The organism is Limnohabitans sp. TEGF002, from assembly GCF_055395845.1.
Genome location: NZ_AP029224.1, coordinates 1,206,777 through 1,233,665, shown reverse-complemented (window position 1 = coordinate 1,233,665; position 26,889 = coordinate 1,206,777). Strand labels below are relative to the sequence as shown.

The following is a 26,889-nucleotide window of genomic DNA, read 5'->3' as shown; positions in this document are numbered from 1 at the left end:
CCTGATACCGGGCGCAACGGGGCATCTGCGGCCCAGCTGTGAGGGATGTCAAGCGAATCATCTCAAGCCCGCCTTGGCATGCGAAACGGCAGCATGACTTGAACCACCGGTGACACCAAACGCGGCACCGACAGGGTTTCATGAAAGGCGAGCAATGGCTGGCCTGCGTAATCAAATTGCAGCAAGGCACGCTGGTAAAAAGGCGTGTCTTCAAGTTGTTCGTGCACACGCACGGCTTGCGTGCTGCGCATGCGGCGCTCGATGCGCCAGCCGGTCTTGGGCAGGCGCTGTACCGGCGGCGCGGCGATGGGCTCCACCGTGCCCTTGGGGCTAAAGCGCAGCGACAGCACACGGTCTTCGGTGCCGGGCGCCTGCATGTCATAAAACACCACCGTGCTGCCATCGCGCATGCGGGCGCGAGACCAGTCCCAGGTGTGAAAACCCCGGTCCACCGGCTCGTCGCCCTCGTTCGAATCGAGATAGGCGTGGCCTTGCCATTTCAAGTCGGGAGCGCTCAGATCCACTTCGATGCGCGAGGCTGGGGCCAATGGTCCCCAACGGTGCTGGCCCGCCACATCCAAGGGCGTGGAATAACCGAACAACTGCTGCGGCCACAGCTTGATGCGGCCACGCACGGGGCGCGGGATGGGCATGCACACCTCGTCGATGTCGATGGTCAAGCAGTCGCCATCCCAGCTCAGCTGGCTTGGGCCAATGGTGAACTGGCGAGCGCTGCGAGCGCAGTGGCGCTGGCCACGTTCGGTCATGGCCCAGCGGCCCTGACCTTTGCTGTAAATCGCCACATTCAGGGCGCAGTGGTTGTCGGGGTTGGCACGGCCACGCCCACGCGCCCAAGCGTAATAAGGCGAAAACACACTGCCCACAAAAGCAATGAGGGTGATGCCGTGTTGGCCGTCGTCACTCATGGCGTCGACATACCACCAAAGGTAGCCCCCGTCTGGAACGTGCTGGTCGAAGCGAGGCTCGCCATCAGCGCCTCGGCCGCCCGCTGCCCGGACAAGGCCGCCATCGGCACGCCCGGCCCCGGGTGCACGCTGCCCCCCGCCAGATACAGGCCCTGCAGGGGTGTTGTGGAGCCAGGTCGGCTGAAGATGCTGGTCCAGCCGTGCGTTGCCTGCCCGTACAGCGCCCCCCCGCTGGCCGGAAAGCGCCGATGAAAATCCTGCGGCGTCGTTCGCAGGCTGTTGCTCTCCGTGGGGCGCAGGTGCAGGCCCAGCTGACGCAGGTGCCGAAAGGTTTGCGTTTGGCATTGTTCTAAAGCCTCCTCGGTGATGGCGTTGGCATCACCGCAGGCGGGGGCGTTGACCAAACAAAAAATACGCTCGGCCTGGCCGGGTGCCAGCGTGGCGGGCCGGTCTTGCGCGCAGACGTAGACCGTCGGGCTTTCGGGCAGGCGCTGGCGCTCGAAGATGTCTTCGAACTCGCTGGCATAGCTGCTTTGGAAAAACACGTTGTGCCGGTCCAGCGCCACGCCCTCAGCAGGGGTGTGCATGGACCAAGTCAAGGCCGACAAAGAGCGCGGTGGCGCGGCTTGCGGTACCGCGCGGCGTACATCGTCGCCCAGCAAGCCTTGGCGCAATGCAGAGGCGTCGCCATTAAAAATCACGCGGTCGGCTGGCAAAAATTCACCCGACTGCAAATGCACACCGCACACCCGGCCCTGACGCTGCTCGATGCGCGCACAGGTGCTGTGGTAGCGGAACACCGCGCCACGGCGGCGGGCCACACGGGCCAGGGCTTGGGCCATGCCGACCATGCCGCCTTCGACCGACCAGACCCCGTCCATTTCGACCTGAGCGATCAGCATGAGCGTGGCGGGCGATTGCCAAGGCGATGAGCCGCAATAGGTGGCGTAACGCGCAAACAACTGGCGCAAACGCGGGTCAGAAAATTGGTGGCCCAGCTGCTGCCACAGGCTGCGCATCGGGCCAAGTTGGGCCAACACGCCCAGACCTTTGAACCCCAAGTCGCCCATGAAGCCGCCCATGCTGGGGCGTTGGACGCGGATCATGGGGCCTTCGAGCGTGGCGTAAAGCTGGCGTGTGGTCTTGCAAAAATCCCTGAAACGCCGAGCTTCTTCTCCGCTGGACCAAGCGGCAATGGCCGCTTCGCTCTCTTGCGCGTTGGCCGACAAATCGAGCTGGCTGCCGTCGGGCCAAAAGTGCCGCGCCAAAACGGGCAGCGGCGTGATGCGCATCTCCGCCTCGACACTGGTGCCCACGCTGCGCAGCAAAGCATCGAACACCCAACGCATGGTGAACACGGTGGGGCCGCTGTCAATGTGTGCGCCGTTCACCTCGCGGCTGTGCACCTTGCCACCGGGCGCGCCCGCTGCTTCGACCACGGTGACATCCAGCCCTTGGTGCGCCAGCGCGATGGCGCTGCACAAACCGCCCATGCCCGCACCCACGATGACAACGCGGTGCTCAGACATGGCTGGCCTCCAGACTGGGCACACCGGCCAGGCGGTTGCCGGCCAGCGGTGCATCGGCTGGGGCCGAGCTGTGCGCGGCCAAGGTGGGCGCATCAAAGCTGCGACCTTGCCAGACCCCGGCCATTTGCAACACTTGCATGCGCACAAACATCGACTCAGAAAAGAACTGGTGCTTGTAGGCGGCGGCACTGGCCACTTGGTGCGCGCCTTGGTGGGCGTAGGCCAGCATGGCGGCCGTGTCCTGCCAAAGGCTGAAGGTGCATTGGCGCACCAAAGGTGCCTCGCCCAAGCCCATCGCCAGCAGGCAGCCGGGGGCTTGACCCAAGTCAGACTGCGCAGCCGGGGCATAGCGCCAAAAAGCCATGGCCTTGGTGGGCACAATGCTGGCGCGGGTCAGCACGGCAAAGGGTCCGCTGTGCGGCATGCCGTCCAAACCCTGTCCTTGCGAGGCCTGATCGCCCGACACGCCCAGCGCTTGCGCACTGCTCGCTTGCCAGCCTTGTTTGTCCCAGTGGCCACGGGCCGATTGCACGGACAACACGCCCGTCCAGCATTCGCGGGCGCGGCTGCGGTAAGCCTGAACGGCCGGGCTGTCCAGAAACTTCAGGGCCAAATCAAGGTGACTGAAAGTGCAAATCAAGCCCTGGTGCGTGGCGCTGGGTCGCAGGCTGAAGCCACCGCCGTGGCCGCTGCCCATGACCTTGACCGTGGTCAGGCCGGGCACGTCTTTGTAGGGCGTGGCGCCGGCCACCAAACGCAACCAACCCCAGCCTTGGTGCTGGCGCAAAAAGTCGGCCAGCAACACCACCACCACGCCGGACAGCGGGTCATGGAGTGGGGTGATGGCTTCCATGACGGGGTGTCAGGTAGATGGCGTAGGCGCTTGAAGACTACTTGGCCGCGACTTTGGCAGCTGCCAAAGCGGGCTTGAGCAACTCTGGGAAGTCTTTGGCCATGGGCGCGCCGTTCAGCGGCTTGTATGCCCCTTGGTGGCAAGTCGCGCAGTTGAGCTTGGCCACGTCACCCGTTGGGCCCTTGCGGTGCGCCGGGAAGACTTCGGTCAAAGGCTCCATGTAGGTCAGGTTCAAGTCACGCGCCATGCGGATGCCATGCCATGCCGTCACGCGCTGCGGTGGGCTGTTTTCCCAGTTCTGGAACGATTGCGTGTTGTGGCAATAGGTGCAGTTCACGCCCAGCGATGTCGACATGTGCGTCATCAACCCATAAGTCCACTCGGCCTGCTTGATCGACTGGCGGTTGCCAGACGGCAGTGCCGTAGGACCATTCACGCGGATGTTTTGCTTGTCCAGCAAAAACGGGGTGAAGGGGTCGTTGGGCAGGGAGGACAGGTTGACCACCGGTGAAGGTGTATTCTGTCCGGCTTTGTCGCCGATGAAGTTGGAGCCTTGTGGCTGCGGGTCGGACTTGAACCAGATGGCGCTGGGCACGGGCTCGCCTCGGTGGCAGGTGTAGCAGGTCACGCCAGTCTGGGCAACGTGCGGCTGCCAGTCGGCATTGATGTGCTGCGTCATCTCGACCATGCGGCGCGCCACCACCTTGGTGTATTTGCTGTCGTATTCGAAGTTGGGCAAGGCGTGGCAATAGGCGCAGCCTTCGCCCGGCGCAACCCAGCTGGTCATGGAGACCATCAGGCGGTTGAAATCGCCCACGCTCAAATCACCCAGCACCTTGACGTTTTTGTAGACCTGCGAGGCCTTGGGGCCATCAGAGCCCGCCGATGGAATGGCCACAGGTGGCTGGTTCTTTTCGGTTTTGACTTCGAGCAGGCGGGCGTTGTAGACCTGCGCCATGCCGGTGCCCCGGTAGCCGCTTTGCACCGTTTCGGGAATCGGCCGCTCGCACCCGGCCAGCACCAGGCCGACCAAGGCCAGGCCCAAGCCCTTGAGCCACCGACCTGCCCCTTGCTGGGTGTTGAATGTGTTCGTGCTCATGGCTTGACTCCTGTGCTCAGCGCGGGGTCAACCATCGCTGGAAAAATTTCGGGGTACGGTGGCGCCACGCCATGTTTGATGGCCCACAGGTACCAGTTGTCCACCACCGTGCCGGTGAGCAAGATGCCGATGCCGCCGGTGATGGGGCACAGGACCGCAAACCACCAGGCCCAACGGTGAATCGATTCCATGGTGGCGTTGAAACCCATGGTCCAGCGCCAGAACAAGGCGGCACGCTCAGAAGCTGTACCCCGGTCGGTGATCTGCTCGATCTCGCGCTCACCGCCGTAACGTGTCACAGCCAAAATCGTGGCGCCGTGCATGGCAAACAGCAGGGCTGAGCCATAGAGGAACACGATGGACAGGGCGTGGAACGGGTTGTAGAACAGGTTGCCATAGCGCAGCGAGAAGGCTGCCGTCCAGTCCAGGTGGGAGAAGATGCCGTAGGGCACAGCCTCACCCCATGAACCCATCAAGATGGGGCGGAACAAACCCAACACCAGGAACAACCAGATGGCCGCAGCAAACGCCCAAGCGATGTGGAGGCCCATGCCCAGCTCAACGGCGCGGCGGTAAGTGCGCGCCCACCAGAACATGATGGATGCAGTGAGGAACAGGCCAACGATCAGGAACCAGCCGCCCTGATTGAGAGGCGGCATGCTCAGGCCGTAACTGGGCGGTGGTGGCTCCAGTGAGAGCCAGAACAACTGGCGCACGAACTGGATCGGGTCGTAGTTGACCGAGGCCAGCATGTTCATGCCGATCAAGGTGAAGGCGATCATCCCGAACACGAGAGACGCCAGGCCCAAGCCGCCAAGATAGATCGGGCCCAGCTGGGCGTTGCCCAGCTTGCCGATCCAGTAATTGATCAGGGGCTGCCCAGTGCGCGGGCTGTTGCCGTGACCCAGCTCCACCCCGTGGTGGACTGGACCCACGGCTTGCACCGTGGTGAACAGGTTTTGATAGTCGGCCATTTGCGGTACTCCTCAATTCTTCAGATTCGGACGGGTTGTGCCATCCGACTCAAACGGGCCACTGGGACCAGATCGGCAGGTTCAGCCACCAGCTCCACCACTCGGGCCAACCACGGCTCCAGAAGGGGCCACTGAGCACGATGCACAGAGCACTGAACAAAACAGCTGCCAGCGCCAGGAACAGGCCCACACGGTGGATGCCCAAGGTGCCCACCGAGTAACCGATGAAATCCCGGAAGAAGGTGTCCTCGTGCTCTGGGGTTTTGACGACTTGTCCAGGCAGCGGGTTGGTGGATGAAAGGACCAGGCCACCGTGCAGCGACAAGGCAAAAACGCTGGCAAAGAAGAAACTCACGGCGATCATGTGCGCCGGGTTGTAATGAAAGTGCAGGTACTGGTAGCCCACGTTGGAGACCCAGTCCAGGTGGCTGTAGATGCCGTACGGAAAGCCGTGGCCCCAAGCTCCCATGAGCACAGGACGCACCACCACCAACGTGACGTAGGCCGAGATGGCGACACCGAAGGCCACGGGCACATGAAAGCCCATGCCCAGTTTGCGGCAGATTTCGACCTCGCGCATCATCCACGAGCCAAAGGCGCCAATGGCACACACCGTGATGAGCTGCCACAGGCCGCCTTCCATCAGGGGCGCAAAGCGCAAGCCATACGACAAATCAGGCGGTGCGATGCTGATTTGCCAAATGTTCCAGGTCGGTCCTTGTGAGGCGCCCCACAAGATCAGGGCCGTGCCCAGGAACGAAAAGAAAAGGGTTGTGACGCCGAAGAATCCGACGTAAAACGGGCCGACCCAAAAGTCGAACAAATCACCACCCAGCAGGGTACCACCGCGAACACGGTACTTTTTTTCAAAACTCAGCATGGCCATGGTAGGGTCCTCCTGCTTCAGTGGATGAACAGGTGCTGCATTGAACGGGGCTCAATGGCAGCACCTGGACGGCAAGTCCTGGATCAGGACTTGGGCGCGGCGAGCGAAGCCACAGCAGTCGGCAGCGGCGAGTTTTGCGCCGATGCAGCGACTGGCTTTTTCGCGCCGTCGAGCCAGTTGAATTTGTTGGTGCTGAGCAAGATGAGGTGAATCATCGCGGCCAGGCCAAACAAGAAAATACCCTGCAGCACCATGGCACGCAAAGGGTCGTAAAGTCGCCAAATTCTCCACATGGTGAATCTCCTAAATGATGTGGGACATGAAGGTGTACACCGCAGCTTTCACCCCCTGACTCATGCTCTTGGCATCTTCTGCACCAGGCAGCAGATCGCGCCAGTGAACGCCGACCAGTTTGGCCAGTACGACGACCACAAACAGGCATCCGAATCCGATGAGGAAAATGGACCAGTAAGCGGGAGACTCATCCGCACGCGAATGGGCCTCGTTGAGGTGGGTTGTGTTGGGCATGACAGTGACTCCGTCAATCTATGGATGAAAAAACAGGCTCTGAATCAGAACCAGGGACGCCACGCCCAGACCAGGATGTGGGCCAGAACAGCAACTGCTGTAAAGCCTACGGTGCCTTGCATCCAGTAATGGTGGAACTCCTGGGCTTCCTCATCGGTGAGTCCGGAAATTGATGTCTTGGTGGACATGTTTGCTCCTTTTAAAGAGGCCTTGCGACCCGGGTTGCGCACAGCCCGCGCAGATGGGCATCCGCAGCCAAAGGCCACGACATCGGATCAGCGGCACCGCACGCGGCGGCACCTGCTGGTGTATTGGTTGGAGCGCGACTCATGCCGCTACCCCCAAGCCCAGTTCGCGGCTGGCCGCGTTCACATGGGCTTCGGTCACCTCGCTGTGGCCCTGGGCGTGCGAGAGTTGTTCGGCTTGGTCGCGCAATCGCTTGGCAGCGGAGATCTGCACCAGCACGGGCTGGCTTTGCACCACATCGCGCAGGCGCTGCTGGGCCTGGTCTTGCCAGCTGGCATTCGGAGCAACCACGCCACGCGCTTGTGTGGCTTCGACTTTGTCCATGTCGGTGCCCAACGGCAAGATGTGGAACAGCGCATCAAACAGCGCATTGCACACCTCCTGGATCACGTAGCTCGCACCGCTGTAGCCCATGAAGGGCGTGCCGGTGTGGCGGCGGATGATCGCGCCGGGAAAGGACGCGGGAATGAAAGCCGCGCGCATCGGGCTGCCGCCTGAGATTTCACTCAGGTACATGCGCTCGTTGTAGCTGCCGAACATGATCAGCGGCGTCTGGGTCTTGACCAGTTCACGCACGGTGGCGTTGTCGGTCTTGTTGCCTGCGGTGCGCGACACGCTGAAGCGGCAAGGCAAGCCCATTTCGTTTTCGAGGAAGTTTTTCAGGCCCCGTGAATAGGTCTCGCCCGCCACCACCGCAAAGCTGGCGGTGGCAAAAAAGTCTTGGGTAACCGAGCGCCACAGGTCCCACATGGGCTTCAAGGTGGTGTGCTTTTCACGCTCGATGAAGGGCTCGGGGTCCAGGTGCAACAACTCACCCAACTTGCGCAGGAAGTTGGTGGTGCTGTGCAAACCAATGGGCGCTTGCAAATAGGGACGCTCCAGCGCCTCACACAGCATGCGGCCAAATTCTCGGTACATGCAGATGTTCACATCGGCCTCAACCAAGCGCGACACATCGGCCAGGTGGCTGGTCAACGGGAAGACCATGTTGACGTCTGCGCCGATGCCTTGGACCAGACGGCGAATTTCGGCCAGGTCGCTCGGGCTGTTGAAGGTGCCGTAGCAAGGGCCAATGATGTTGACACGGGGCTTTTCGCCCACAGGACGTTCTTCAAAGGGTTTACGCGCAGGCACTTTGCGCAGGCCATATTCGCTCCACAGCCAGTACATGGCGCGGTTGGCGCATTGCCACTGGTCTTCGTCGATGGTGCGCGGCAAAAAGCGGGCGATGTTGGTGCCTTCGGGTGTAACGCCGCCACCGATCATCTCGGCAATCGAGCCGGTCACCACCACAGCAGGCAGTTCGGGGTCGAGCGTGGCGTGGGCGCGTTTCATCGCGCCTTCGGTGCCTTCGCGGCCCAATTGCTCTTCGGCCAGGCCCGTCACCACAATCGGCAACTCATGGGGTGGCAAGGCATCGGTGTAATGCAACACCGAAGTCACGGGCAGGTTTTCACAACCCACCGGGCCGTCGATCACCACTTGCAAACCCTTGATGGCGGTGAACACATACACCGCGCCCCAGTAACCGCCTGCGCGGTCGTGGTCAAGGATGAGTGGCGACTTGGGCTTGGCCACCGTGCTGGGAGGGGGAGACACCTGGTTCATGAGCCCATCTCCTCGGCTTTGCGCTTCTTCAAAAGCTTTTCAATCTGGCGGCGGGTTTCGGCCTTGAACTCGGGGCGGTCTTTGGGCACCGACTCCCACACGCCTGCAGCGTGACCTGCACCCACATCGCCAAAGAAATCTTTCATGGCGTCAAAGCGGGCCTGGTTGCCCATGGCCGCTTGCACCACTTGCACCAGCGAACCTGCTCCAGCGACACCCATCAAGGGACGTGCCGAAATCAGGTTGGTGAAGTACAGCGAAGGCACGCTGTTTTGCTTGGCGATTTGCACCACTGGGGTGGTGCCGATGGCCAGCTGCGGCCGGTATTCGTACATGGCGTTGAGATCTTGCTCCAGCGAGGCGCGCATTTGCACCTGCACGCCTTTGGCCTTGAGCCATTCGATGTCGTGCGCGTTCCACTCGGTGGCGGGACAGGCCGAGCCCACATAGCGCAGGTCGGCACCGCATTCGATCAGCAAGCGGCCTACCAACAGTTCCGAGCCTTCGTAGCCGCTCAAGGTGATGCGGCCAGAAATCGGCTTTTGCATCAACAGGCCACGCATTTGCGTGAGGGCCTGGTTGCGCGCCAGATCGATCTGCGACTGGGCGATGCCTGCGGCCTGGCCGATGTTTTGCAACCAGTCTTGTGTGCCTTCAAGGCCCACAGGGGCCGAACCCACCACAGGGCGGCCAGCGGCTTTGAACTCGCGCACGCTGGCGGTGTAGAACGGGTGGATGGCGGCGGCCACGCTGCAGTCGAGTGCGGCATACAACTCGCGCCATTCGCGGGTGGGTACCACTGGGCCTGCGGCCAAGCCCATGGGGGCCAGCATTTGGCCAATGATGACCGGGTCCGCCGGGAACATCTCGCCCAGCAGCGCCACCGTCGGTTTATCGCCCCGGCCTGCGCGGGGTGCGGCCACCGGGCCGCTCATGATTTCTTCGCGGGCGTATTTGAGCATCGCCCCGGCCAGTACGTCTTTGGCTTCGGCATGGGTGGGCACGCCAAAACCAGGCACGTCGATGCCGATGATGCGCACACCATTGATCTCTTTCGGCAAGAGCTGCAGCGGCACGCCGCTGGCGGTGGGCACACACAGGTTGATGATGACAACGGTGTCGACCTTCTCCGGATCGGCCTCGGCATGCACCGCATCGCGGATGTCTTCAAACAACTTGCCCGTGACCAGCGACTCCGAGTTGAATGGCACATAACCCACGCTGCGGCGCGCACCGTAAAAATGCGAGGTGAACGTGAGTCCGTACACGCAGCAGGCCGAGCCCGACAAAATGGTGGCGGTGCGCTTCATGCGCAAACCCACGCGCAGCGAGCCAAACGCTGGGCACATGCTTTGCGGCTGGTCGTGCGGGCCGGCATCGGGCTGGCGCGGGTAGTCGCGGGCGTATTGGTCGAGCACTTCGGATTTGCCCGCCTCTTTGGCGGCGGCCACCATGGCATCGGTGCCGGCGTGACAACCCAGGCCATCGCCTTGCAGGCCTGCGGGGTTCGCAGCTTGAGGGCTGGGGTGAATCGGGATGGTGCGTGTCATGGCTGTTACCTGTGGTGTGTCGGTGGCTGCGATCAAGCAGCGTCGTAGACGACTTCCAGCGAAGGCTTGATGTCTTCGTTTTTGCCCACCATGTCGAACACGGTGGCAGGTTCGAGGACCACGTTGCGACCGACCACGTCGGCGCTGAACAGACCCAGCAATTGGTCTTGTGTTTGGGGCTTGGGGCGCTGAGGCGGAGCCTCGGCCACGTTCTTGGCCAGTTCGGCAAACAGCGGGCCCCACTCGCCGTCAGGCCGGCCGATGATTTCGTAGCTGGCACTCTTGCGGCGGATGTCTTCGTTGGCCGGGATCGCGGCCAGCACAGGAATGCCGGCGTTGGTGGCAAAGGCCTGGGCTTCGCCCGTGCCGTCGTCCTTGTTGATGACCATGCCCGCAACACCGACGTTGCCGCCCAGCTTGCGGAAGTATTCGACTGCGCTGCACACGTTGTTGGCGACATACAGCGACTGCAAATCGTTGCTGGCGACGACGATGACTTTTTGGCACATGTCGCGGGCAATGGGCAGGCCAAAACCGCCGCACACCACGTCGCCCAAAAAGTCGAGCAACACGTAGTCAAAGCCCCAATCGTGGAAGCCCAGTTTTTCGAGGGTTTCAAAGCCGTGGATGATGCCGCGACCGCCGCAGCCGCGACCGACTTCAGGGCCACCGAGTTCCATGGCGAACACGCCATCGCGCTTGAAGCAGACATCGCCAATGCTCACGGCCTGGCCGGAGAGTTTGAGGCGGGATGAGGTTTCGATGATGGTGGGGCAAGCTTTGCCACCAAACAGCAAACTGGTGGTGTCGCTCTTGGGGTCGCAGCCAATCAGCAGCACTTTTTTGCCCTGCTGGGCCATCATGTAAGACAGGTTGGCGAGCGTGAAGCTTTTGCCAATGCCGCCTTTGCCGTAGATGGCAATGATTTGCGTCTCCTTGGTCACTTCGCTGGTGCTGACCGCGTCGGGTTCGACGTCGGCCTCGCGGCGCAACACTTCGACAAATTTGATGGGCTGGGTGGTCGCGGTATCTGTGTTCATGAGGAGGCACTCCAATCAAGGATCATCTTGAGACAGCTCGCATCTCCGAAGGCGGTCTCGTAGGCAGAACCAGCATGCGTCGATGGCTGGGTGTGGGTGATCAAACCGTCGAGCGACAAGCGGCCGGTGTGCACCAGCTCGTTGACGGCCAACAAGTCGGGGCGCTTCCACTCGGCGGCGATGCGCAGGCGCGCCTCGCGCATGAAGGCCGGGGCGTAAGCGAAAGACAGGTCGTGTTTGTAGAAACCGGCCAACACCAGCTCGCCACCGGGGCGCAGGCGTTGGATCAGGCTGTTGAGCAAGCTGCCATCGCCGCTCACGTCGTAAATCGTGCCGTAGTCGCGACGTGGGTCGTCTTGCGGTTGGATGACGGTGTAACCCTCAGCCCCGGCAGAGCGCTCGGCTTGGGTTTCCCACACAGTGGGTGCGGGCAGTCCTGCGGCCACCGTCAGGCGCGCTAGCAAACGGCCCATGACGCCATGGCCAATGATGAGCTCAGGTGGGGCAAACGGGTCTTGCTGCCCCCCTCCCGACACCGCGTGGTAAGCCGTGGCGGCCAGTGCCAGCAGCACCGATTGCGCACCCAGGTGTTCGGCCACAGGCACCACTTTTTGCTCGGTCACTACCAAGCGCGAAGCGGCACCGCCAAACAGGCTTTTGACGCCGGTAAAGCAGTTGGCCCCGGGGACAAAGACGCGCTGACCAGCCTGCACGCCGGTGTCTGAGGCGGCACGGACCACGCGGCCCACCGTTTCGTAACCGGGCACCAGCGGATAGCCCATACCTGGAAAGGGCGGCATGCTGCCGTCCCAAAGCATGCGCTCGGTGCCGGTGCTGATGCCACTGAATTCCACGGCTACTTCGAGCTGACCCGCCTGCAAATCGGGCAAATCCAGGGCCTGCAAGCTCAATTGCTTGGGGCTGTTGAAGACTACGGCTTGGGATTTCATGCTTGTATTCTTTGCTTTACATCATCATATGTCAAAGTTAATTGACACTATTCTGAGAAACCAAGGGTAAACACTGAGACTTACGCCCCACGAGGATGCGTGCGTGGATCGGCATGGCGTTGGGCACCAGCTCCACATGGGTGAAACCAGCCTCTTGCATCATGGTTTGCAGCTCTTGCGGGGTGCGAAGCCGCCCAGCACCCATGGCCAAGAGGTAAAAATGGAAGTACGCATCGACCGACGCACCAGGCTGACCGGCCTCCTCATCAGGCTGGGCCATGGGCTCGGCCAGGAGCATGGCCCCGCCCACCGGCAAGGCGGCATGGGCTTTTTGCAAAATCTGTCGCACCACCGCATCGGGGTGATCGTGCGCCACGCGCACCAGGGTGATCAGGTCGGCCCCCTCGGGCAAAGGGTCATCCAGGAAGCTTCCGGGGTGCAGACTCACACGGTCAGTCAAACCCTTGGCCTGCAGGCTCTCACGCGCCAGCGACAAAACAGGGGGCAGATCGAACATCTTGAACTGCAGGTGGGGTGCATGCGCGGCCAATTCGCTCACAAAGCGGCCCTTGCCCGCGCCCACATCGAGCACGCAACGGTGTTCGTCAAAAAAGTAGGAAGACAAGATCTCTTGGACCACAAAGCCTTGCGAGGCGGCCATGAGTTGCGAGTAGCGGGTGAATTTGTCCACCTCTGGTGCAGGCATGACCACAGCAGGTTTTTCGTGGGCATAGGGCCAGTACTCGGCCATGCCGCCGCTCCAGGCGTTGTTCAAAAACTGCACCGGGTCCTGCATGTCCTGGTAGAGCAGGTGGTTGTGCTCGATCATCTGGGCGATGCCCTCGTGCTGCGCCAAGGGCACACCCAAGGGACCCAAGCCAAAACGGCCTTGGCTGCGGTGCTCGAGCAACCCCAGCGCCACGGCAGAGAGCAGCAAGCGCTGCAACACCGCAGGCGCCAAGCCGGTGCGCTGTGCCAATTGGGTCAAGTCGGCCGGGGCTTGGTGCAAAGCGCGAAACAGGTCCAAGCGCACGCAACCCAACAGAACTTGGCTGTGCACAAAGCCTGCCATCAAATCGAACAACTTGCGGGTACGACGCTGCGTGAGCCAACGCGTGAATGGGTTGCCCAGTGACCAGCGGTACAGGCCGGGATGCGCGTACCAGCGCTCCAGTCGGGCTTGCCACGCATCCTTGAAGGAGGTGGCAGAAGAAGAAGGGGCCTGCAGGGCGGCCAGATCCAGCGGTTGGGACATCGGGGTTCCTTGGCTTTTTTCGGTCTGAGCGCTCAATGCGAGGCACTGACGCGGCGCGTGGCCACCTCAGGATGGGACTTGAAATAACCGTCGCACAAGGCCTTGGGCACCAAACGCTCGGCTTCGAGTTGCACCAACTGGCGCAACATGTCGCGGCATGAGCAAGGCGGAATCGAAGAAGCGGCTTGGTCAATCAGGTGGTCAAAGTGGGCAATGGCCCCCTCCAGTCCCAGCGCCTGGGCCGAGCTGGGGCGGGCATGCAGGGCGTCTTGCCCCGCAGGCTTGCCCAAAGTTGCGGCATCGGCGATCACGTCGCGGATGTCATCGGCCACTTGGTAGGCCTCACCCAAATATTGCCCCAAAGGCGCCCAGGGCTCGGGCTCATACCCGCAGCTGAGCGCGCCCGCACAAGTGGCCGAAACAAACAAAGCCCCGGTTTTGGCGCGTTGGTATTGACCGAGGTCGGCGCTGGTCTCGCACTCCCAGGCTTGCCCTGCCACGATGCCGTGGGGCAGACCCACACCCGTGGTCATGTTGTCCATCAGCGCGATCAATCGATCGGGACGCTGCGCGCCCGCTTGCAGAAGGACGCGGTAGGCCATGACGATCAAGCCGTCCCCCGCCAGCAACGCCAGCGGCTCGCTGAAGGCTTTGTGCACTGTGGGGCGGCCGCGCCGGGTGTCGGCGTTGTCAAAGGCCGGCATGTCGTCGTGCACCAATGAGGCGCAATGCATCAACTCCAGCGCCACGGCAGCAGCGTTGGTGAGCTGGGGCGCATCGTCACCACAAGCCGTGGCCACGGCCATGCAAAGCTGCGGGCGAATGCGGGCACCCCCCGAAAACACCGCATGCCGCATGGCGGCCACCAACCGGGAAGGCGCGCCCAAGCCAGCGGCTTGCTCAAAATGGGAGCTCAAAGCTTGTTCAGTGCGTATCAACAGACTCATGGGATCTCCGACAGGGAAGACTTGTCAACACAAGCTGACATGCATGAGTGTCAATATAACCCGATAATCAATACTGTCAACCTTTATTGACACACCAACACTTGGAAGGTGAAGCCATGGGAATTTGGTTGGAACTGGGCATTTTTGGCTTGGTCTTCGTGTTTGCCTTTTGGCAAATGCACGACGTGCGCAAGGCGCAGGAACTGACCCGCCAGCAGCGAGCAAGAGAAAAAGCGGCGCAAGAGGCCACGGATCAGGAGAAATTAGGCGATCTGGCGACAGGCGAGACCGACAATAAGTCGTGAGTCACAGGCCTGGACGTGTTGGTTTTGGGGCGCGCACATGCCCATCGACCACGGGGTGGGCTACCGTGCAGCGGTCTTAAGACGCTTATCCGGCGTTGAACTGGAGCGCAGCCAGGCTGGCGTAGAGCCCGCCTTTGGCTTGCAGTTCGGCGTGGGTGCCCTGCTCCATCAGACGCCCGCGCTCCAGCACCCAGATCACATCGGCGCGCTGCACCGTGGCCAGACGGTGAGCGATCACCAAAGTGGTACGACCGACCATGGCTTTATCCAGCGCCGCCTGCACCATCTTCTCGCTTTGCGCATCGAGCGCGCTGGTGGCTTCGTCCAGCAGCAAGAGTGGCGGGTTCTTCAAAATGGCCCGCGCAATCGCGATGCGTTGGCGCTGCCCACCGGACAAACGCACACCTCGGTCGCCCAAATACGTGTCAAACCCCTCAGGCAGCTCGCGGATGAACTCTTGCGCGTAAGCCGCTTCAGCAGCGGCATGCACGTCTTCCAGACTGGCATCAGGACGGCCGTAGCGGATGTTCTCGATCACCGTACCCGAAAAAATCACCGGTTCCTGCGGCACGATGGCCATGCGATTGCGCAAGTCGTGCAGGCCCATTTGGTCGATCGGCACACCGTCCAGCACGATGCGGCCCGACTGCGGGTCGTGAAAGCGCATCAGCAAATCGAACAAGGTGGTTTTGCCCGCGCCGCTCGGTCCGACAACGGCCACTGTCTGACCCGGATGAATCTGTCCACTGAGTTGATCCAGCGCCCAGGTGTCGGGGCGCGAGGGGTAATGAAAGCGCACCGATTCCAGCTGCAAAGACGAGCCGCCGTGTGGCCAAGGCGCTTGTTGCGGCTTGGGGGCGATCTTCAGATTCGACTCGGTGTGCAGCAACTCCATCAGGCGCTCGGTCGCGCCCGCTGCGCGCAACAAGTCGCCATAGACCTCGCCCAGCACCGCAAAAGCGCTGGCCAGCAAGATGACATAAAAGACCGTCTCGCCCAATTGGCCTGCTGTGCTGGTGCCCGCGCGCACAGCCAGTGTGCCCATGTACAAGCCCCAGAGCAAGACGGCGCTCGACGCCATGATGATGAAGCCCACCAGCACCGCGCGTGCGCGGATGCGGCCCAGAGCCGTGCCCAGAGCACGGGCTGTTGATTCCACGAAGCGGCGGGTTTCGCGGCCCTCGGCGGTGTAGCTTTGCACCACGCTGATGGCGTTGAGCACTTCGGAAGCGATCGCGCTCGAATCGGCCACCCGGTCTTGGTTGGCCCTCGACAGGCGGCGCACACGTCGGCCCAAGTAGACGCTCGGAAAAATCACCGCCGCCAGAACCGCCACCACCTGCAGCATCAGCACCGGGTTGGTCCAGACCAGCATGATCAAGGCTCCCGCACCCATGACCAGGTTGCGCAAGCCCATCGAGAAGGAAGAACCCACCACGGTTTGCACCAAGGTGGTGTCGTTGGTCAGGCGAGAGAGCACCTCGCCCGATTGCGTGGTTTCAAAAAATGCCGGGCTTTGCTTGAGCACATGGCCATAAACCGCGTTGCGCAGGTCGCCGGTGATGCGCTCACCCAGCCAACTCACCGTGTAATAGCGCCCCGCGGAGAACACCGCCAAAGCCGCTGCCACAATAAAGAGCTGCAAAAAATTGCCCGACAGCTGATCGGCCGTGGCGCCACTGGCCAGCCCTTGGTCAATCAACTGGCGCAAGACCCAAGGAAAAGCCAGCGTGGTGCCTGCCGCCAGCAGCAAAAACACAGCAGCAAAGCCCATGGCCACGCGATAAGGCTTTAAGAATGGAGCGAGACCGGTGAGTGATTTGGGGGTGGTGGCCATGTCAACAAAGGAAAAAACAGTCACATCAAGCATAACGTCAAAAGCAGTGCATCCATTTCGGCTGTTTTGGAGACGACAATCGGCTTTTGAAGAGAAACATTTCCCCATGAGCACCTTGCCCCCTTGCCCTCAATGCCATGACGAGTTCAGCTACGAAGATGGCAACCTGTTGATCTGCCCCAGTTGCGGCCATGAATGGAACCCCAGCGAGATGGCTGCCGCTGAAACGGCCAAAGTCTGGAAAGACGCCCACGGCAACGTGCTGCAGGACGGCGACAGCGTGACCTTGGTCAAGGATCTCAAGATCAAGGGCTCGTCTGCCGTGGTCAAGGTGGGCACCAAGGTCAAAAATATCCGATTGATCGAAGGTGACCACGACATCGACTGCAAAGTGGAGGGGTTCGGACCCATGCAGCTGAAAACCGAATTCGTCAAAAAAGCCTGATCCAGCGATGAGCGACGACAACCAGCTGTATTTGCCGGAAAGTTTCACAGCACTTTACGTGCCGCCGGGCAAAATAAAGCCCAGCATGGGCCACTGCGAGATGGCTGAGCGCTACGAGCTGTGCGAAGACCTCGCCAACTTGCTGACCGAAAAAGCCGCCAACATGCAGTTCACCCTGGGCATCACCGAGGAGCTGGTGTTGCAACAATGCGAGTTAGGCCTGCTCACCGAGCCATCCGTGGTGGCGCCTGTCGAAGCGCGCTGGGTGGTGTGCCGCTTGGCCGAACTGCTCAACTGGCCGATGGACCAACTGCTGCAAGCACCGCCACCCGGAAAGCCTGTCGCCTAAGTCCTGACAAAGCCCTAGCCCAAAGTCATGATGCACCCATGACCCCACCCTCAAACGATCTGCAGCGCCTGCTGACTGCACCCATCTTGCCCACACTGCTGCGCTTGTCTGCACCCAATGTGTTGGCGATGGTCATGACGGTGTTGGTGGGGATTGCCGAAACTTATTACGTGGGCCGCTTGGGCACAGCCCCTCTGGCGGCCATGGCGCTGGTCTTTCCGTTTGCCATGCTCACCCAAATGATGTCCGCCGGTGCCATGGGCGGTGGGGTGTCAGCGGCTATCAGCCGCGCATTGGGCGCCTCCGATCTGCCGCGTGCGCAAACCTTGTTGCAGCATGCCTTGTTGATTGGTGTGGGTTGTGGGTTGATTTACAGCGCCATCTTTTTAGTCTGGGGGCCAGGGCTTTACCAACTTTTGGGCGGGCGAGCGGCCGTTTTGCAAGAAGCCGTGGCCTATGCCCAAGTGCTGTTCAGTGGGGCTTTGTGGGTTTGGCTCATCAACACCTTGGCCTCGGTGCTGCGCGGCACCGGCAACATGCGCACACCCTCTATCGCGTTGATTGTCACGTCGGCCCTTCAAATCATTCTGGGCGGCGTGCTGTGCTTGGGTGCAGGGCCTGTGCCTGCCATGGGCATGGTGGGGGTAGCCTGGGGCCACATCATCGCCACGGCAGCCGGCGTGGCTTATTTCCTCTGGTACCTGATCACAGGTCAAGGGCGACTGACGATCAAGCTGCAGGCTTTTGAGATGCAAAGGTACGTGTTCGCCGACATCCTCAAAGTGGGCGCGATGGCCTGCTTATCTCCCGTGCAATCGGTGCTGGCGATTTTGATTTTTACCGGCTTACTGGCCCAACTGGGCACCGAAGCCTTGGCCGGTTACGGCATCGGTCAGCGCCTGGAGTTTTTGCTCATCCCCATCGCTTTTGGCATTGGTGTGGCCTCGGTGCCCATGGTGGGCATGGCCGTAGGCGCAGGCAAGGTGGATCGAGCACGGCGCGTGGCCTGGGTGGCCGGTGGCGTATCGGCTTTCAATTTGGCTTTGATTGGTGGCGTGGTCACGCTGGCCCCTGACCTGTGGGCGCGGCTGTTCACACAAGACGAGGTGGTGCTGGGTTTTGCTAGGCAATACCTGGTGACCGCTGGGCCAGCATTTCCATTTTTTGGTTTGGGTCTGACCTTGTACTTTGCTTCCCAAGGCGCTGGGCAGGTCATCGGACCGGTACTGGCGGGGACGGTGCGCCTGGTGCTGGTGGCGGGGGTGGGTTACTGGCTCACCCAGCACCAAGGTACAGCCGAACACTTTTATGGGCTGGTGGCCGTGGCCATGGTGCTTTATGGGGTGGTCACCGCAGCAGCCGTCAAAGTCACTCCTTGGGGTCGCCGCTGACGCAGCCCCATCGACCCACCCTTTGAGAGCGACGCCCTAGACGCAATGGGACGTGAAGACTAAAGCCTATCTGGCAACGATCAGACCGCTTTGTCCAGCCCCAATAAACGCACCGCATTGTCCTTCAAGATACCCGGCATCACCTCGGGCTTGAAGCCGGCAACCTCAAAGTCTTTCATCCAGCGCTCGGGCGTGATCAGTGGGTAATCGCTGCCAAACAGGACGCGGTCTTTGAGCAAGGTGTTGGCGTATTGCACCAATTGCTTAGGAAAGTACTTGGGACTCCAACCGGACAGATCGAGCCAGACATTGGGCTTGTGCGTGGCCAAGCTGAGCGCTTCGTCCTGCCATGGAAAGCTGGGATGCGCCATGACGATCTGGATATCGGGCCAGTCGATCGCCACATCTTCGAGCAGCATGGGATTGCTGTTTTGCAAGCGCAGGCCTCCGCCGCAACGCATGCCCGAGCCGATGCCACTGTGTCCGGTGTGAAAGATGGCGGGCAATTTGTAGTGGTTGATCACCTCGTAAATCGGCCATGCCATGCGGTCATAGGGCAAAAAGCCTTGCACCGTGGGGTGAAACTTGAAACCCTTGATGCCTTCTTCCTTGATCAAACGCTCGGCCTCGCGTGCGCCCATCTTGCCTTTGTGCGGATCGATGCTGGCGAAGGCAATCATCATGTCGCTGTTGTCGCGTGCGGCCTTGGCGATCTCTTCGTTTGGGATCCGGCGGCGGCCCAGTTGTGATTCGCTGTCCACCGTGAACATGACCAAGCCGATCTTGCGCTCGCGGTAATAGGCCACAGTCTCGTCGATGGTCGGGCGGCGGTTGCTGCCAAAGAACTTGTCAGCGGCGCGGTCGTATTCCTCGCCGTAATTGTCAAAAGGGTTCCAGCAGCTCACTTCGGCATGGGTGTGGATGTCAATCGCAATCAAGTCTTCGTGTTTCATGGTGTGTGTCTCTCCAGTGCAGTGTGTTGACGATAGCCGATGCTGCTCCAAAGGACAGTCACTTTCAGCCATTGGGCGCTTCTTGTAGGACGAACTAGGGTAACTACCAAGAAGAAAAGGGCAAATGCCTGCCCACAATATCGTTATCAATAATAACCTTCTTGACCTTTGGGTCAAGTCATTTGAGAGTCTCATCCGATGTCCCAGCAAAGCAATCCCATCCTTGACCGTGCCGCAGCAAATGGTGTTTCTCTGGAGATGCAAGGCGCTGTGGCTGTGGTGCGCCTGTGCCGCCCTGCCAAACGCAATGCGCTGAACGACGGACTGATCGAAGCGCTGCGCGATGTCTTCCAAAACTTGCCCCCCGAGGCGGGCGCGGCGGTCATTCATGGCGAAGGCGACCACTTCTGCGCAGGCCTCGATCTATCGGAATTGAAGGAGCGCGACGCCGGTGAAGGCATCCACCACTCCCGCAGCTGGCATGTGGCCCTGAACGCGGTTGAGCAAGGTCGTGTGCCCGTGGTCGCGGCGCTGCACGGCGCGGTGGTCGGTGGCGGTCTGGAACTGGCCAGCGCCTCGCACATCCGTGTGGCCGACGAAAGCACTTTTTACGCGCTCCCCGAAGGCACACGCGGCATCTTTGTGGGTGGCGGCGGTTCGGTACGCGTGCCCAAACTGATCGGCGCCGCCCGCATGACCGACATGATGCTGACAGGCCGTGTCTACAACGCGCAAGACGGCGAGCGCGTGGGCTTTGCCCAATACCTGGTGCCCGCCGGCACCGCTTTGACCAAAGCGATTGAGCTTGCCGCCCGCATTGCGACCAATGCACCCCTGACCAACTTTGCCTTGACGCACGCCCTGCCCCGCATAGCCGAACAACCTGCGGACCATGGCCTGTTCACCGAAGCGCTGATGGCCTCCATTGCCCAATCAGCTCCTGAAGCCAAGGCACGTGTCCGTGCCTTCCTGGAAGGCAAAGCGGCCAAGGTTCAAAAGAGCTGAGTCAGCATTCAAAGAAGAACAACGGAAACAAGCATGAACGCCCCTAAATTCCGCTCCCTGAAGTTCGGCGTGACCCGCGTCACGCTGCGCGATGGCGTGCCCGGCACGCATTACCTCAAAGCCGATCAGGAACTGCAGCCCTTTGCCGAGCGCATGACCGACCGCCTGCAACACTGGGCGAAAACCAAGCCAGACCACACATTCATGGCGCGCCGTGTCAAGCAAGCCGATGGCAGCACCGGCGACTGGAAACACATCACCTACGCGCAAGCCTGGCAGACTGCTCGCAGCATTGCGCAAGGCCTGATCAACCGAGGTCTGAACGCCGAGCGTCCCGTGGTCATCTTGAGCGAGAACAGCCTGGAACACGCCCTGCTGGCCTTGGGTGCCATGGTTGCGGGTGTGCCTTTTGTGCCCACCTCGCCGCCCTACTCGCTGGTCAGCGTCGACTACGACAAGCTCAAGCATGTGCTCAAAACCGTCACGCCGGGCATGGTGTTCGCCACCGATGCGCGCTACGCCAAAGCCATTGCCGCCACGGTGAGTGAGGACATGGAAGTGGTGATGTGTGATGGCGCTGTAGAGGGCCGCCAAGTCACAACCTTCGAGAGCCTGTGCGCCACCACCGCCACGCCTGCGGTGGACGCCGCCATTGCCGCCACCGGCCCCGACACCATCGTCAAGTTTTTGTTCACCAGCGGATCCACCAAGCTGCCCAAGGCGGTCATCAACACCCAGCGCCTGTGGTGCGCCAACCAGCAGCAGATGGCCCAGTCTATGCCCGTGCTGGCCGAAAAAGAACTGGTGCTGGTCGATTGGCTGCCCTGGAACCATACCTTCGGCGGCAACCACAACGTGGGCATGACGATCTACCACGGCGGCACGCTGTACATCGACGACGGCAAGCCCACACCTGCACTTATTGGCGAGACCTTGCGCAACCTGCGCGAGATTGCGCCCACGGTGTACTTCAACGTGCCCACCGGCTTTGAAGCGATCGCCCACGCGATGAAAACCGACGATCTGCTGCGCAAGACCTTGTTGTCGCGTGTGCAGATGTTCTTCTACGCCGGAGCCGCATTAGCCCAACCGATTTGGGACAGCCTGTACGAATCGCAAGAGCGCGAAGTTGGCGAACGCATCGTCATGGGCACGGGCTTGGGTATGACCGAATCCGGCCCGTTTGGCATCTTCGTGACCAACCCCTTTGTGCAAGCCGGTGACTTGGGCGTGCCTACACCCGGTCTGGAACTCAAGCTGGTGGACATGCAGGGTAAAACCGAGGTGCGCTACCGCGGCCCCAACATCACGCCTGGCTACTGGCGCAACCCGGAAGAAACCGCAGGATCGTTTGACGAAGAAGGCTTTTTCAAGACGGGCGACGCGGTCAAGTGGATCGATGAAACCGATGTGCATTTGGGCCTGAAGTTCGACGGCCGCATTGCCGAAGACTTCAAACTGGCCACGGGCACGTTTGTGAGTGTGGGACCCTTGCGCGGCAAGATCATTGCAGCCGGTGCCCCCTACATTCAGGATGCAGTACTGACTGGCATCAATATGAAAGAAGTCGGCGCGATGATCTTCCCAACACCCGCTGTACGTGCCCTCAGCGGCCTCCCCGCCGATATACCGCTGTCCGAGGTACTCGCTTCTGCCCCGGTACTGGCCAAGTTCCAGGAGATCGTCAACGAACTGGCAAAAACTGGCACAGGCAGCGCCAACCGCATTGCACGCCTGTGCCTGCTGAGCGAGCCGCCAACGATCGACAAAGGCGAGATCACCGACAAGGGCTCAATCAACCAGCGCTCGGTGCTCACCCACCGCGCAGACACCGTGGCAGCTTTGCACGCAGACACGCTGCACTACATCGTCAAACCCCAGGTTTGAATCGAAAGAAAGAATATTGATGGCTTCCAAAGGATTTTTCAACGCGTTTGCCGATGTGTGGATGCACGAAGGCGTGCGCACGCCCATGGTCGATTACTGCGGCGCACTGGGCCACATCTCGCCCACGGACCTCGGCATCAAAGCCGCCCGCGAAGCTTTGAAGCGCGCAGGCATTGCCCCCACCGAAATCGGCTCGGTGATCACCGGCAACATGGCGCCCGGAGACTTTGACCAGTTCTTTTTGCCCCGCCACATTGGCTTGTATGCCGGTGTGCCTCAGGACGTTCCCGCCATCATGACCCAGCGCATTTGCGGGACCGGCTTTGAGCTGTTCCGCCAAGCGGGCGAGCAGATCGAAGCGGGCGTTTGCGAGGCCGCGCTGGTGGTCGGCACCGAGAGCATGACACGCAACCCGATTGCCGCCTTTGACCACCGCACCGGCTTCAAATTGGGCGCGCCGGTGGGCTTCAAGGACTACATGTGGGAAGCCCTGAAAGACCCGGCCGCCGGCATCAACATGATCCAGACCGCCGAGAACTTGGCCAAAAAGTACAACATCACCCGTGAAGAGGTGGACCAGTTCGCGTCTGACTCGTTTGCCAAGGCCGTAGCCGCGCAAGCAGCGGGTTTCCACGCGGGCGAGATCGTGCCCGTGATCACCGAGAAGTTTGAACTCGACGGCTACAAAGCTCGTGGCATCAAGCTTCAAGGCAAGGTGACCGAAGTGTCTGCCGACACGCACCCCCGCATCTCGCCGCCTGAAGTGCTGGCCAAGCTCAAGTCCGTGTACGAAGGCGGCGTGCAGACCGGTGGCAACAGCTCGGCACTGGTCGATGCGGCAGCGGCCTGCGTGGTGACTTCTGGCGCATATGCCAAAACGACCAACAAAAAGCCGCTGGCCCGCGTGGTGGCGTCAGCCGCCGTGGGCGTGCCGCCCGAAATCATGGGCATTGGCCCAGCGCCAGCCATTCGCTTGCTGCTCGAGCGCACAGGCCTCAAGTTGTCCGACATTGGTCGCTTTGAGATCAACGAAGCGCAAGGCGCACAAACACTGGCCGTGGGCCGCGAGCTGGGCTTGGACTTGTCCAAGCTCAACGTCAACGGCGGCGCGATTGCGCTGGGTCACCCCTTGGCTGCCACTGGCGTGCGCCTGACCATCACACTGGCGCGTGAACTCCAGCGCTCGGGGCTGCGCTATGGCATCTCCAGCGCGTGCGTGGGTGGTGGCCAGGGCATTGCGCTGCTGATCGAGAACCCTGAAGGCCATTGAGCCGCTCCTACAAAACAAAAAGGAACTGACATGAACATCCAAGGACAAGCAGCTCTGGTCACCGGCGGTGGCTCCGGTTTGGGCGAGGCCACGGCCCGCGAATTGGCCCGTCTGGGCGCGAAGGTTGCGGTGCTCGACCTCAACATGGCCAACGCCGAGCGCGTGGCAGCCGACATTGGTGGCGTTGCGGTGCACTGCAATGTGAGCGATCCGGACAGCATGCAGCATGCCATCGAGACCGCTGCTGCCGTGCACGGCCCGGCCCGCATCCTGATGCAAATTGCGGGCATTGGCACCGCCAAACGTGTGGTCGGCAAAGACGGCAAGGCAGCGCCACTTGAAGAGTTTGCCAAGGTGATCAACGTCAACCTGATCGGCACCTACAACGCGGCGCGTTTGTTTGCCGAGGCCTGCAGCAAGTTGGACCCGATGGAAAAGGATGGTGAGAATGATGGCGCCCGTGGCGTCATGGTCTTCACCGCCTCGGTCGCAGCATTTGACGGGCAGGTTGGCCAGCAAGCCTACAGCGCCTCCAAGGCCGGTGTGGTCGGCATGACACTGCCCATGGCCCGCGACTTAGCGCAACACGGGATTCGTGTCTGCACCATCGCCCCCGGTCTGTTCTCGACGCCCTTGCTCAAGGGATTGCCCGAACCCGTGCAGCAATCACTGGCCGCCAGCATCCCCTTCCCGGCTCGTCTGGGCAAGCCCAGCGAATTTGCCGAACTCGCTTGCCACATCGTCAACAACGACCACCTGAACGGCGAAGTCATTCGTCTGGACGGCGCACTGCGCATGGCCCCCCGTTAAGAGATCCCCATGAGCAAAACAGTTGTCTACGAAGTACAAGTGATGTTCGGTGACTGCGATCCCGCAGGCATCGTGTTCTTCCCCAACTTCTCCAAATGGATGGACGCTTCATCGCTGAACTTCTTCGTCAAGTGCGGCGTGCTGCCTTGGCGCGAGCTGGTCAAGACGCGCGGCATCATCGGCACGCCGCTCTTGGAGATCAACACCAAGTTCATCCGCCCCGCCACCTATGGCGAAACCATTCAGGTGCACACCAGTGTTCAAGAGTGGCGAGACAAGGTTTTTGTACACAAGCACGTCGTGATGCGCGGCGACACGGTGCTGTGTGAAGGCACCGAGGTGCGTGCCTTTTGCATCAAGCACCCCGAAGACCCGGACCGCATCAAGGCCATTCCGGTGCCCGAGGACATCAAGGCTTTGTGCAGCTGATCGCAGGCGCTCCACCATGTACTACGAACCCGGTGTCACCCCCCATGGCTTGCCGCACGACCCGTTCAAGTCGTGCGTGATTCCGCGCCCGATCGGTTGGATCTCGACTGTAGACGCACAAGGCCGCCACAACCTGGCGCCTTACAGCCAGTTCCAGAACGTGACCTTTGATCCGCCCATCGTCATGTTCAGCGCCAACCAGACCACCCAAGGCGAGCGCAAGGACTCGGTGCGCAACGCCGAACAAACGGGTGAGTTCGTCTGGAACATGGCCACCTATACGCTGCGCGATGCGGTCAACATCTCGGCCGAAGAAGTGCCTCATGGCGTGGACGAGTTCGAGCGCGCAGGCCTCACCAAACTGCCCAGCCGTTTGGTCAAGCCCATGCGCGTCAAGGGCTCGCCCATCCAGTTCGAGTGCGTGTACTTGAACAGCCTGCGCTTTCCCGGCAAGCCCCCCATGGGCACAGCCGATGTGGTGTTTGGCCGCGTGGTGGCCATCCACATCGACGACGAAGTCATCAACGGCCAAGGCCTGATCGATGTGCTCAAAATCCAACCCCTGGCGCGCATGGGTTACTACGACTACACCTTTGTCGAAAACCAATTTCAGATGGTCATCCCAGGCAACAGCAAAGCTTTGCTCGCCGGACTGGAAGGCTCGGCAGACAAAGCCGCGAAGTCCTCTCAGCCATAAAAAATCCGCCCCATCAACCCCTTTCTTCAACCCGTTTTTTAACCACCCCAAAGAGGAGACAAGCATGACCAACCGTCGTGAATTCATTCAATCCACCATCGGTGCTGCCGTTCTGGGCAGCACCGCTTTCCAGCAAGCTTGGGCGCAAAGCGGCTTGCCCATTGAGCAAGTCAAAGTGCTCTACGGCTTCCCCCCTGGCAGCTCGGGCGACATCTGCGCGCGTCGCGTGGCAGAAAAATTTGGCGGCACACCCTACAGCAAGAACGCCGGCATCATTGACAGCAAGCCAGGCGCTGGCGGCCAGATTGCCCTGAACTTGCTGAAAAGCGCACCGGCCGACGGCTCGGTGTTGGCTATGACGCCGTTCTCGGCCATCTCGCTGTACCCCCACATCTTCAAAAACCTGCAATACAAGCCTTTTGAAGACTTCACCCCTGTGGGCACCGCCTCCATGATTCACCACGGTTTCGCCGTGGGTCCCATGGTGCCCGCCAGCGTCAAAAACGTGAAAGACTTCATCGCCTGGGCCAAAGCCAACCCCGCACAAGCCAGTTACGGCTCGCCCGCTGCAGGCTCCACGCCTCACTTCATCGGCGCGTTGCTCGGCCTGAATCAGAACTTCGAGTTCAAACATGTGCCCTACCGCGGCTCGGTGCCCGGTGTGACCGATGTGGTCGGCGGCCAGATTGCCTGCATGTTCACCCCACACGGCGACTTCATCGCCAACCACAAAGCCGGCAAGATGCGCATCTTGGCCACCTCGGGCAAAACCCGTTCGCCTTTTGTACCTGACGTGGCCACCTTTGCCGAGCAAGGCTTCCCCGAGTTGACCGTGGAAGAGTGGTTCGGTTTTTACGCGCCCGCCAAAACACCCGCCAACGTGATCCAAGCGGCCAACACGGCGATCAATGCTGCCCTGAAGGACAAGGGCGTGCAAGACGCTTTGACCGTGGTCGGTCTGATTCCGTTTGGCGGCTCTGCCGCTGACCAACTCAAGAGCTCCCAAGTGGAACTCGAGCGCTGGGGTCCGCTGATCAAGCGCATCGGCTTCAGCGTCGACTCCTGATCCAGCACACGGATACCGTGTTGTCCGGCGCCGCTTGACGGTAGCGCCGGATTT

The 26,889-nt window shown here is 61.2% G+C and carries 28 protein-coding genes; 11 read left to right on the top strand and 17 right to left on the bottom strand.

What is annotated here, in order from left to right:
- Nucleotides 1–62 precede the first annotated feature (62 nt).
- The 15 genes from ACZ5SR_RS06200 to ACZ5SR_RS06130 all read right to left on the bottom strand — a co-directional run bounded on the left by ACZ5SR_RS06200 (nt 63) and on the right by ACZ5SR_RS06130 (nt 14,391).
- Nucleotides 63–926: a carotenoid 1,2-hydratase gene (locus ACZ5SR_RS06200; protein ID WP_464450688.1), complete on the bottom strand. Its 864-nt coding sequence runs from the start codon at nt 924–926 to the stop codon at nt 63–65.
- Entirely contained in the window at nt 923–2,455 is a 1,533-nt protein-coding gene (gene crtD, locus ACZ5SR_RS06195; protein ID WP_464450687.1) for a 1-hydroxycarotenoid 3,4-desaturase CrtD, read from the bottom strand. Before crtD ends, ACZ5SR_RS06200 begins: the two co-directional genes overlap by 4 nt.
- On the bottom strand, nt 2,448–3,308 hold the full coding sequence (locus tag ACZ5SR_RS06190) for a hypothetical protein (RefSeq protein WP_464450686.1): 861 nt from the start codon (nt 3,306–3,308) through the stop codon (nt 2,448–2,450). The genes crtD and ACZ5SR_RS06190 overlap by 8 nt, the downstream gene beginning before the upstream one ends.
- A gap of 37 nt (nt 3,309–3,345) precedes the next feature.
- On the bottom strand, nt 3,346–4,407 hold the full coding sequence (gene pufC, locus ACZ5SR_RS06185; RefSeq protein ID WP_464450685.1) for a photosynthetic reaction center cytochrome PufC: 1,062 nt from the start codon (nt 4,405–4,407) through the stop codon (nt 3,346–3,348).
- Entirely contained in the window at nt 4,404–5,381 is a 978-nt protein-coding gene (gene pufM, locus ACZ5SR_RS06180; protein ID WP_464450684.1) for a photosynthetic reaction center subunit M, read from the bottom strand. The genes pufC and pufM overlap by 4 nt, the downstream gene beginning before the upstream one ends.
- A 49-nt stretch (nt 5,382–5,430) precedes the next feature.
- Complete coding sequence (gene pufL, locus ACZ5SR_RS06175; RefSeq protein WP_464450683.1) at nt 5,431–6,267, bottom strand: photosynthetic reaction center subunit L; 837 nt, start codon at nt 6,265–6,267, stop codon at nt 5,431–5,433.
- An 83-nt stretch (nt 6,268–6,350) separates the two neighbouring features.
- Nucleotides 6,351–6,560, bottom strand: a complete 210-nt coding sequence (gene pufA, locus ACZ5SR_RS06170; RefSeq protein WP_053168888.1) for a light-harvesting antenna LH1, alpha subunit — start codon at nt 6,558–6,560, stop codon at nt 6,351–6,353.
- A 10-nt stretch (nt 6,561–6,570) separates the two neighbouring features.
- A complete protein-coding gene (locus tag ACZ5SR_RS06165; protein WP_090140171.1) occupies nt 6,571–6,795 on the bottom strand; it encodes a hypothetical protein in 225 nt (74 codons plus the stop codon).
- Between the two features lie 44 nt (nt 6,796–6,839).
- Nucleotides 6,840–6,983: a light-harvesting antenna LH1, beta subunit gene (pufB, locus tag ACZ5SR_RS06160; RefSeq protein ID WP_019425952.1), complete on the bottom strand. Its 144-nt coding sequence runs from the start codon at nt 6,981–6,983 to the stop codon at nt 6,840–6,842.
- Between the two features lie 139 nt (nt 6,984–7,122).
- A complete protein-coding gene (bchZ, locus tag ACZ5SR_RS06155) occupies nt 7,123–8,649 on the bottom strand; it encodes a chlorophyllide a reductase subunit Z (RefSeq protein WP_464450682.1) in 1,527 nt (508 codons plus the stop codon).
- Nucleotides 8,646–10,199, bottom strand: a complete 1,554-nt coding sequence (gene bchY, locus ACZ5SR_RS06150; RefSeq protein WP_464450681.1) for a chlorophyllide a reductase subunit Y — start codon at nt 10,197–10,199, stop codon at nt 8,646–8,648. The genes bchZ and bchY overlap by 4 nt, the downstream gene beginning before the upstream one ends.
- 32 nt (nt 10,200–10,231) lie before the next feature.
- Nucleotides 10,232–11,239: a chlorophyllide a reductase iron protein subunit X gene (locus ACZ5SR_RS06145; RefSeq protein ID WP_464450680.1), complete on the bottom strand. Its 1,008-nt coding sequence runs from the start codon at nt 11,237–11,239 to the stop codon at nt 10,232–10,234.
- The gene (bchC, locus tag ACZ5SR_RS06140) at nt 11,236–12,189 is read right to left on the bottom strand and encodes a chlorophyll synthesis pathway protein BchC (protein ID WP_464450679.1); all 954 of its coding nucleotides are present in this window, start codon (nt 12,187–12,189) and stop codon (nt 11,236–11,238) included. The genes ACZ5SR_RS06145 and bchC overlap by 4 nt, the downstream gene beginning before the upstream one ends.
- Nucleotides 12,190–12,226: 37 nt before the next feature.
- Nucleotides 12,227–13,444 carry a methyltransferase gene (locus ACZ5SR_RS06135; RefSeq protein WP_464450678.1) on the bottom strand — a complete coding sequence of 406 codons (1,218 nt, stop codon included), beginning with the start codon at nt 13,442–13,444 and terminating at the stop codon, nt 12,227–12,229.
- A 32-nt stretch (nt 13,445–13,476) separates the two neighbouring features.
- The gene (locus ACZ5SR_RS06130) at nt 13,477–14,391 is read right to left on the bottom strand and encodes a polyprenyl synthetase family protein (protein ID WP_464450677.1); all 915 of its coding nucleotides are present in this window, start codon (nt 14,389–14,391) and stop codon (nt 13,477–13,479) included.
- Nucleotides 14,392–14,507: 116 nt separating this feature from the next.
- On the opposite strand from ACZ5SR_RS06130, the gene ACZ5SR_RS06125 reads away from it, so the two are divergent.
- Entirely contained in the window at nt 14,508–14,696 is a 189-nt protein-coding gene (locus ACZ5SR_RS06125) for a hypothetical protein (RefSeq protein ID WP_464450676.1), read from the top strand.
- 85 nt (nt 14,697–14,781) lie between these two features.
- On the opposite strand, the gene ACZ5SR_RS06120 is transcribed toward ACZ5SR_RS06125, so the two are convergent.
- A complete protein-coding gene (locus tag ACZ5SR_RS06120; RefSeq protein WP_464450675.1) occupies nt 14,782–16,533 on the bottom strand; it encodes an ABC transporter transmembrane domain-containing protein in 1,752 nt (583 codons plus the stop codon).
- Nucleotides 16,534–16,639: 106 nt separating this feature from the next.
- On the opposite strand from ACZ5SR_RS06120, the gene ACZ5SR_RS06115 reads away from it, so the two are divergent.
- The 3 genes from ACZ5SR_RS06115 to ACZ5SR_RS06105 are packed head-to-tail and all read left to right on the top strand — an operon-like array spanning nt 16,640 to nt 18,718.
- On the top strand, nt 16,640–16,978 hold the full coding sequence (locus tag ACZ5SR_RS06115) for a zinc ribbon domain-containing protein YjdM (RefSeq protein ID WP_464450674.1): 339 nt from the start codon (nt 16,640–16,642) through the stop codon (nt 16,976–16,978).
- A 7-nt stretch (nt 16,979–16,985) separates the two neighbouring features.
- Complete coding sequence (locus ACZ5SR_RS06110; RefSeq protein ID WP_464450673.1) at nt 16,986–17,327, top strand: ATPase with chaperone activity; 342 nt, start codon at nt 16,986–16,988, stop codon at nt 17,325–17,327.
- Nucleotides 17,328–17,365: 38 nt separating this feature from the next.
- Nucleotides 17,366–18,718 (top strand): MATE family efflux transporter, encoded by a 1,353-nt coding sequence (locus ACZ5SR_RS06105; protein WP_464450672.1) that lies wholly within the window; start codon nt 17,366–17,368, stop codon nt 18,716–18,718.
- Nucleotides 18,719–18,798: 80 nt separating this feature from the next.
- Here the strand turns inward: ACZ5SR_RS06105 and ACZ5SR_RS06100 are convergent, their stop codons facing one another.
- Entirely contained in the window at nt 18,799–19,671 is an 873-nt protein-coding gene (locus tag ACZ5SR_RS06100; RefSeq protein WP_464450671.1) for an amidohydrolase family protein, read from the bottom strand.
- Nucleotides 19,672–19,869: 198 nt separating this feature from the next.
- Here ACZ5SR_RS06100 and ACZ5SR_RS06095 point away from each other — a divergent pair, with 198 nt between their 5' ends.
- The 7 genes from ACZ5SR_RS06095 (at nt 19,870) to ACZ5SR_RS06065 (ending at nt 26,835) form a co-directional block, all read left to right on the top strand.
- Nucleotides 19,870–20,676: a crotonase/enoyl-CoA hydratase family protein gene (locus ACZ5SR_RS06095; RefSeq protein ID WP_464450670.1), complete on the top strand. Its 807-nt coding sequence runs from the start codon at nt 19,870–19,872 to the stop codon at nt 20,674–20,676.
- A gap of 33 nt (nt 20,677–20,709) precedes the next feature.
- Complete coding sequence (locus tag ACZ5SR_RS06090; protein ID WP_464450669.1) at nt 20,710–22,563, top strand: feruloyl-CoA synthase; 1,854 nt, start codon at nt 20,710–20,712, stop codon at nt 22,561–22,563.
- 19 nt (nt 22,564–22,582) lie between these two features.
- Nucleotides 22,583–23,833, top strand: a complete 1,251-nt coding sequence (locus ACZ5SR_RS06085) for a thiolase family protein (protein WP_464450668.1) — start codon at nt 22,583–22,585, stop codon at nt 23,831–23,833.
- A 30-nt stretch (nt 23,834–23,863) separates the two neighbouring features.
- Entirely contained in the window at nt 23,864–24,643 is a 780-nt protein-coding gene (locus ACZ5SR_RS06080) for an SDR family NAD(P)-dependent oxidoreductase (RefSeq protein ID WP_464450667.1), read from the top strand.
- 9 nt (nt 24,644–24,652) lie between these two features.
- Entirely contained in the window at nt 24,653–25,072 is a 420-nt protein-coding gene (locus tag ACZ5SR_RS06075; protein WP_464450666.1) for an acyl-CoA thioesterase, read from the top strand.
- Nucleotides 25,073–25,088: 16 nt separating this feature from the next.
- Complete coding sequence (locus ACZ5SR_RS06070) at nt 25,089–25,769, top strand: flavin reductase family protein (protein ID WP_464450665.1); 681 nt, start codon at nt 25,089–25,091, stop codon at nt 25,767–25,769.
- Between the two features lie 64 nt (nt 25,770–25,833).
- The gene (locus ACZ5SR_RS06065; protein ID WP_464450664.1) at nt 25,834–26,835 is read left to right on the top strand and encodes a Bug family tripartite tricarboxylate transporter substrate binding protein; all 1,002 of its coding nucleotides are present in this window, start codon (nt 25,834–25,836) and stop codon (nt 26,833–26,835) included.
- The last annotated feature ends 54 nt before the right edge of the window (nt 26,836–26,889 follow it).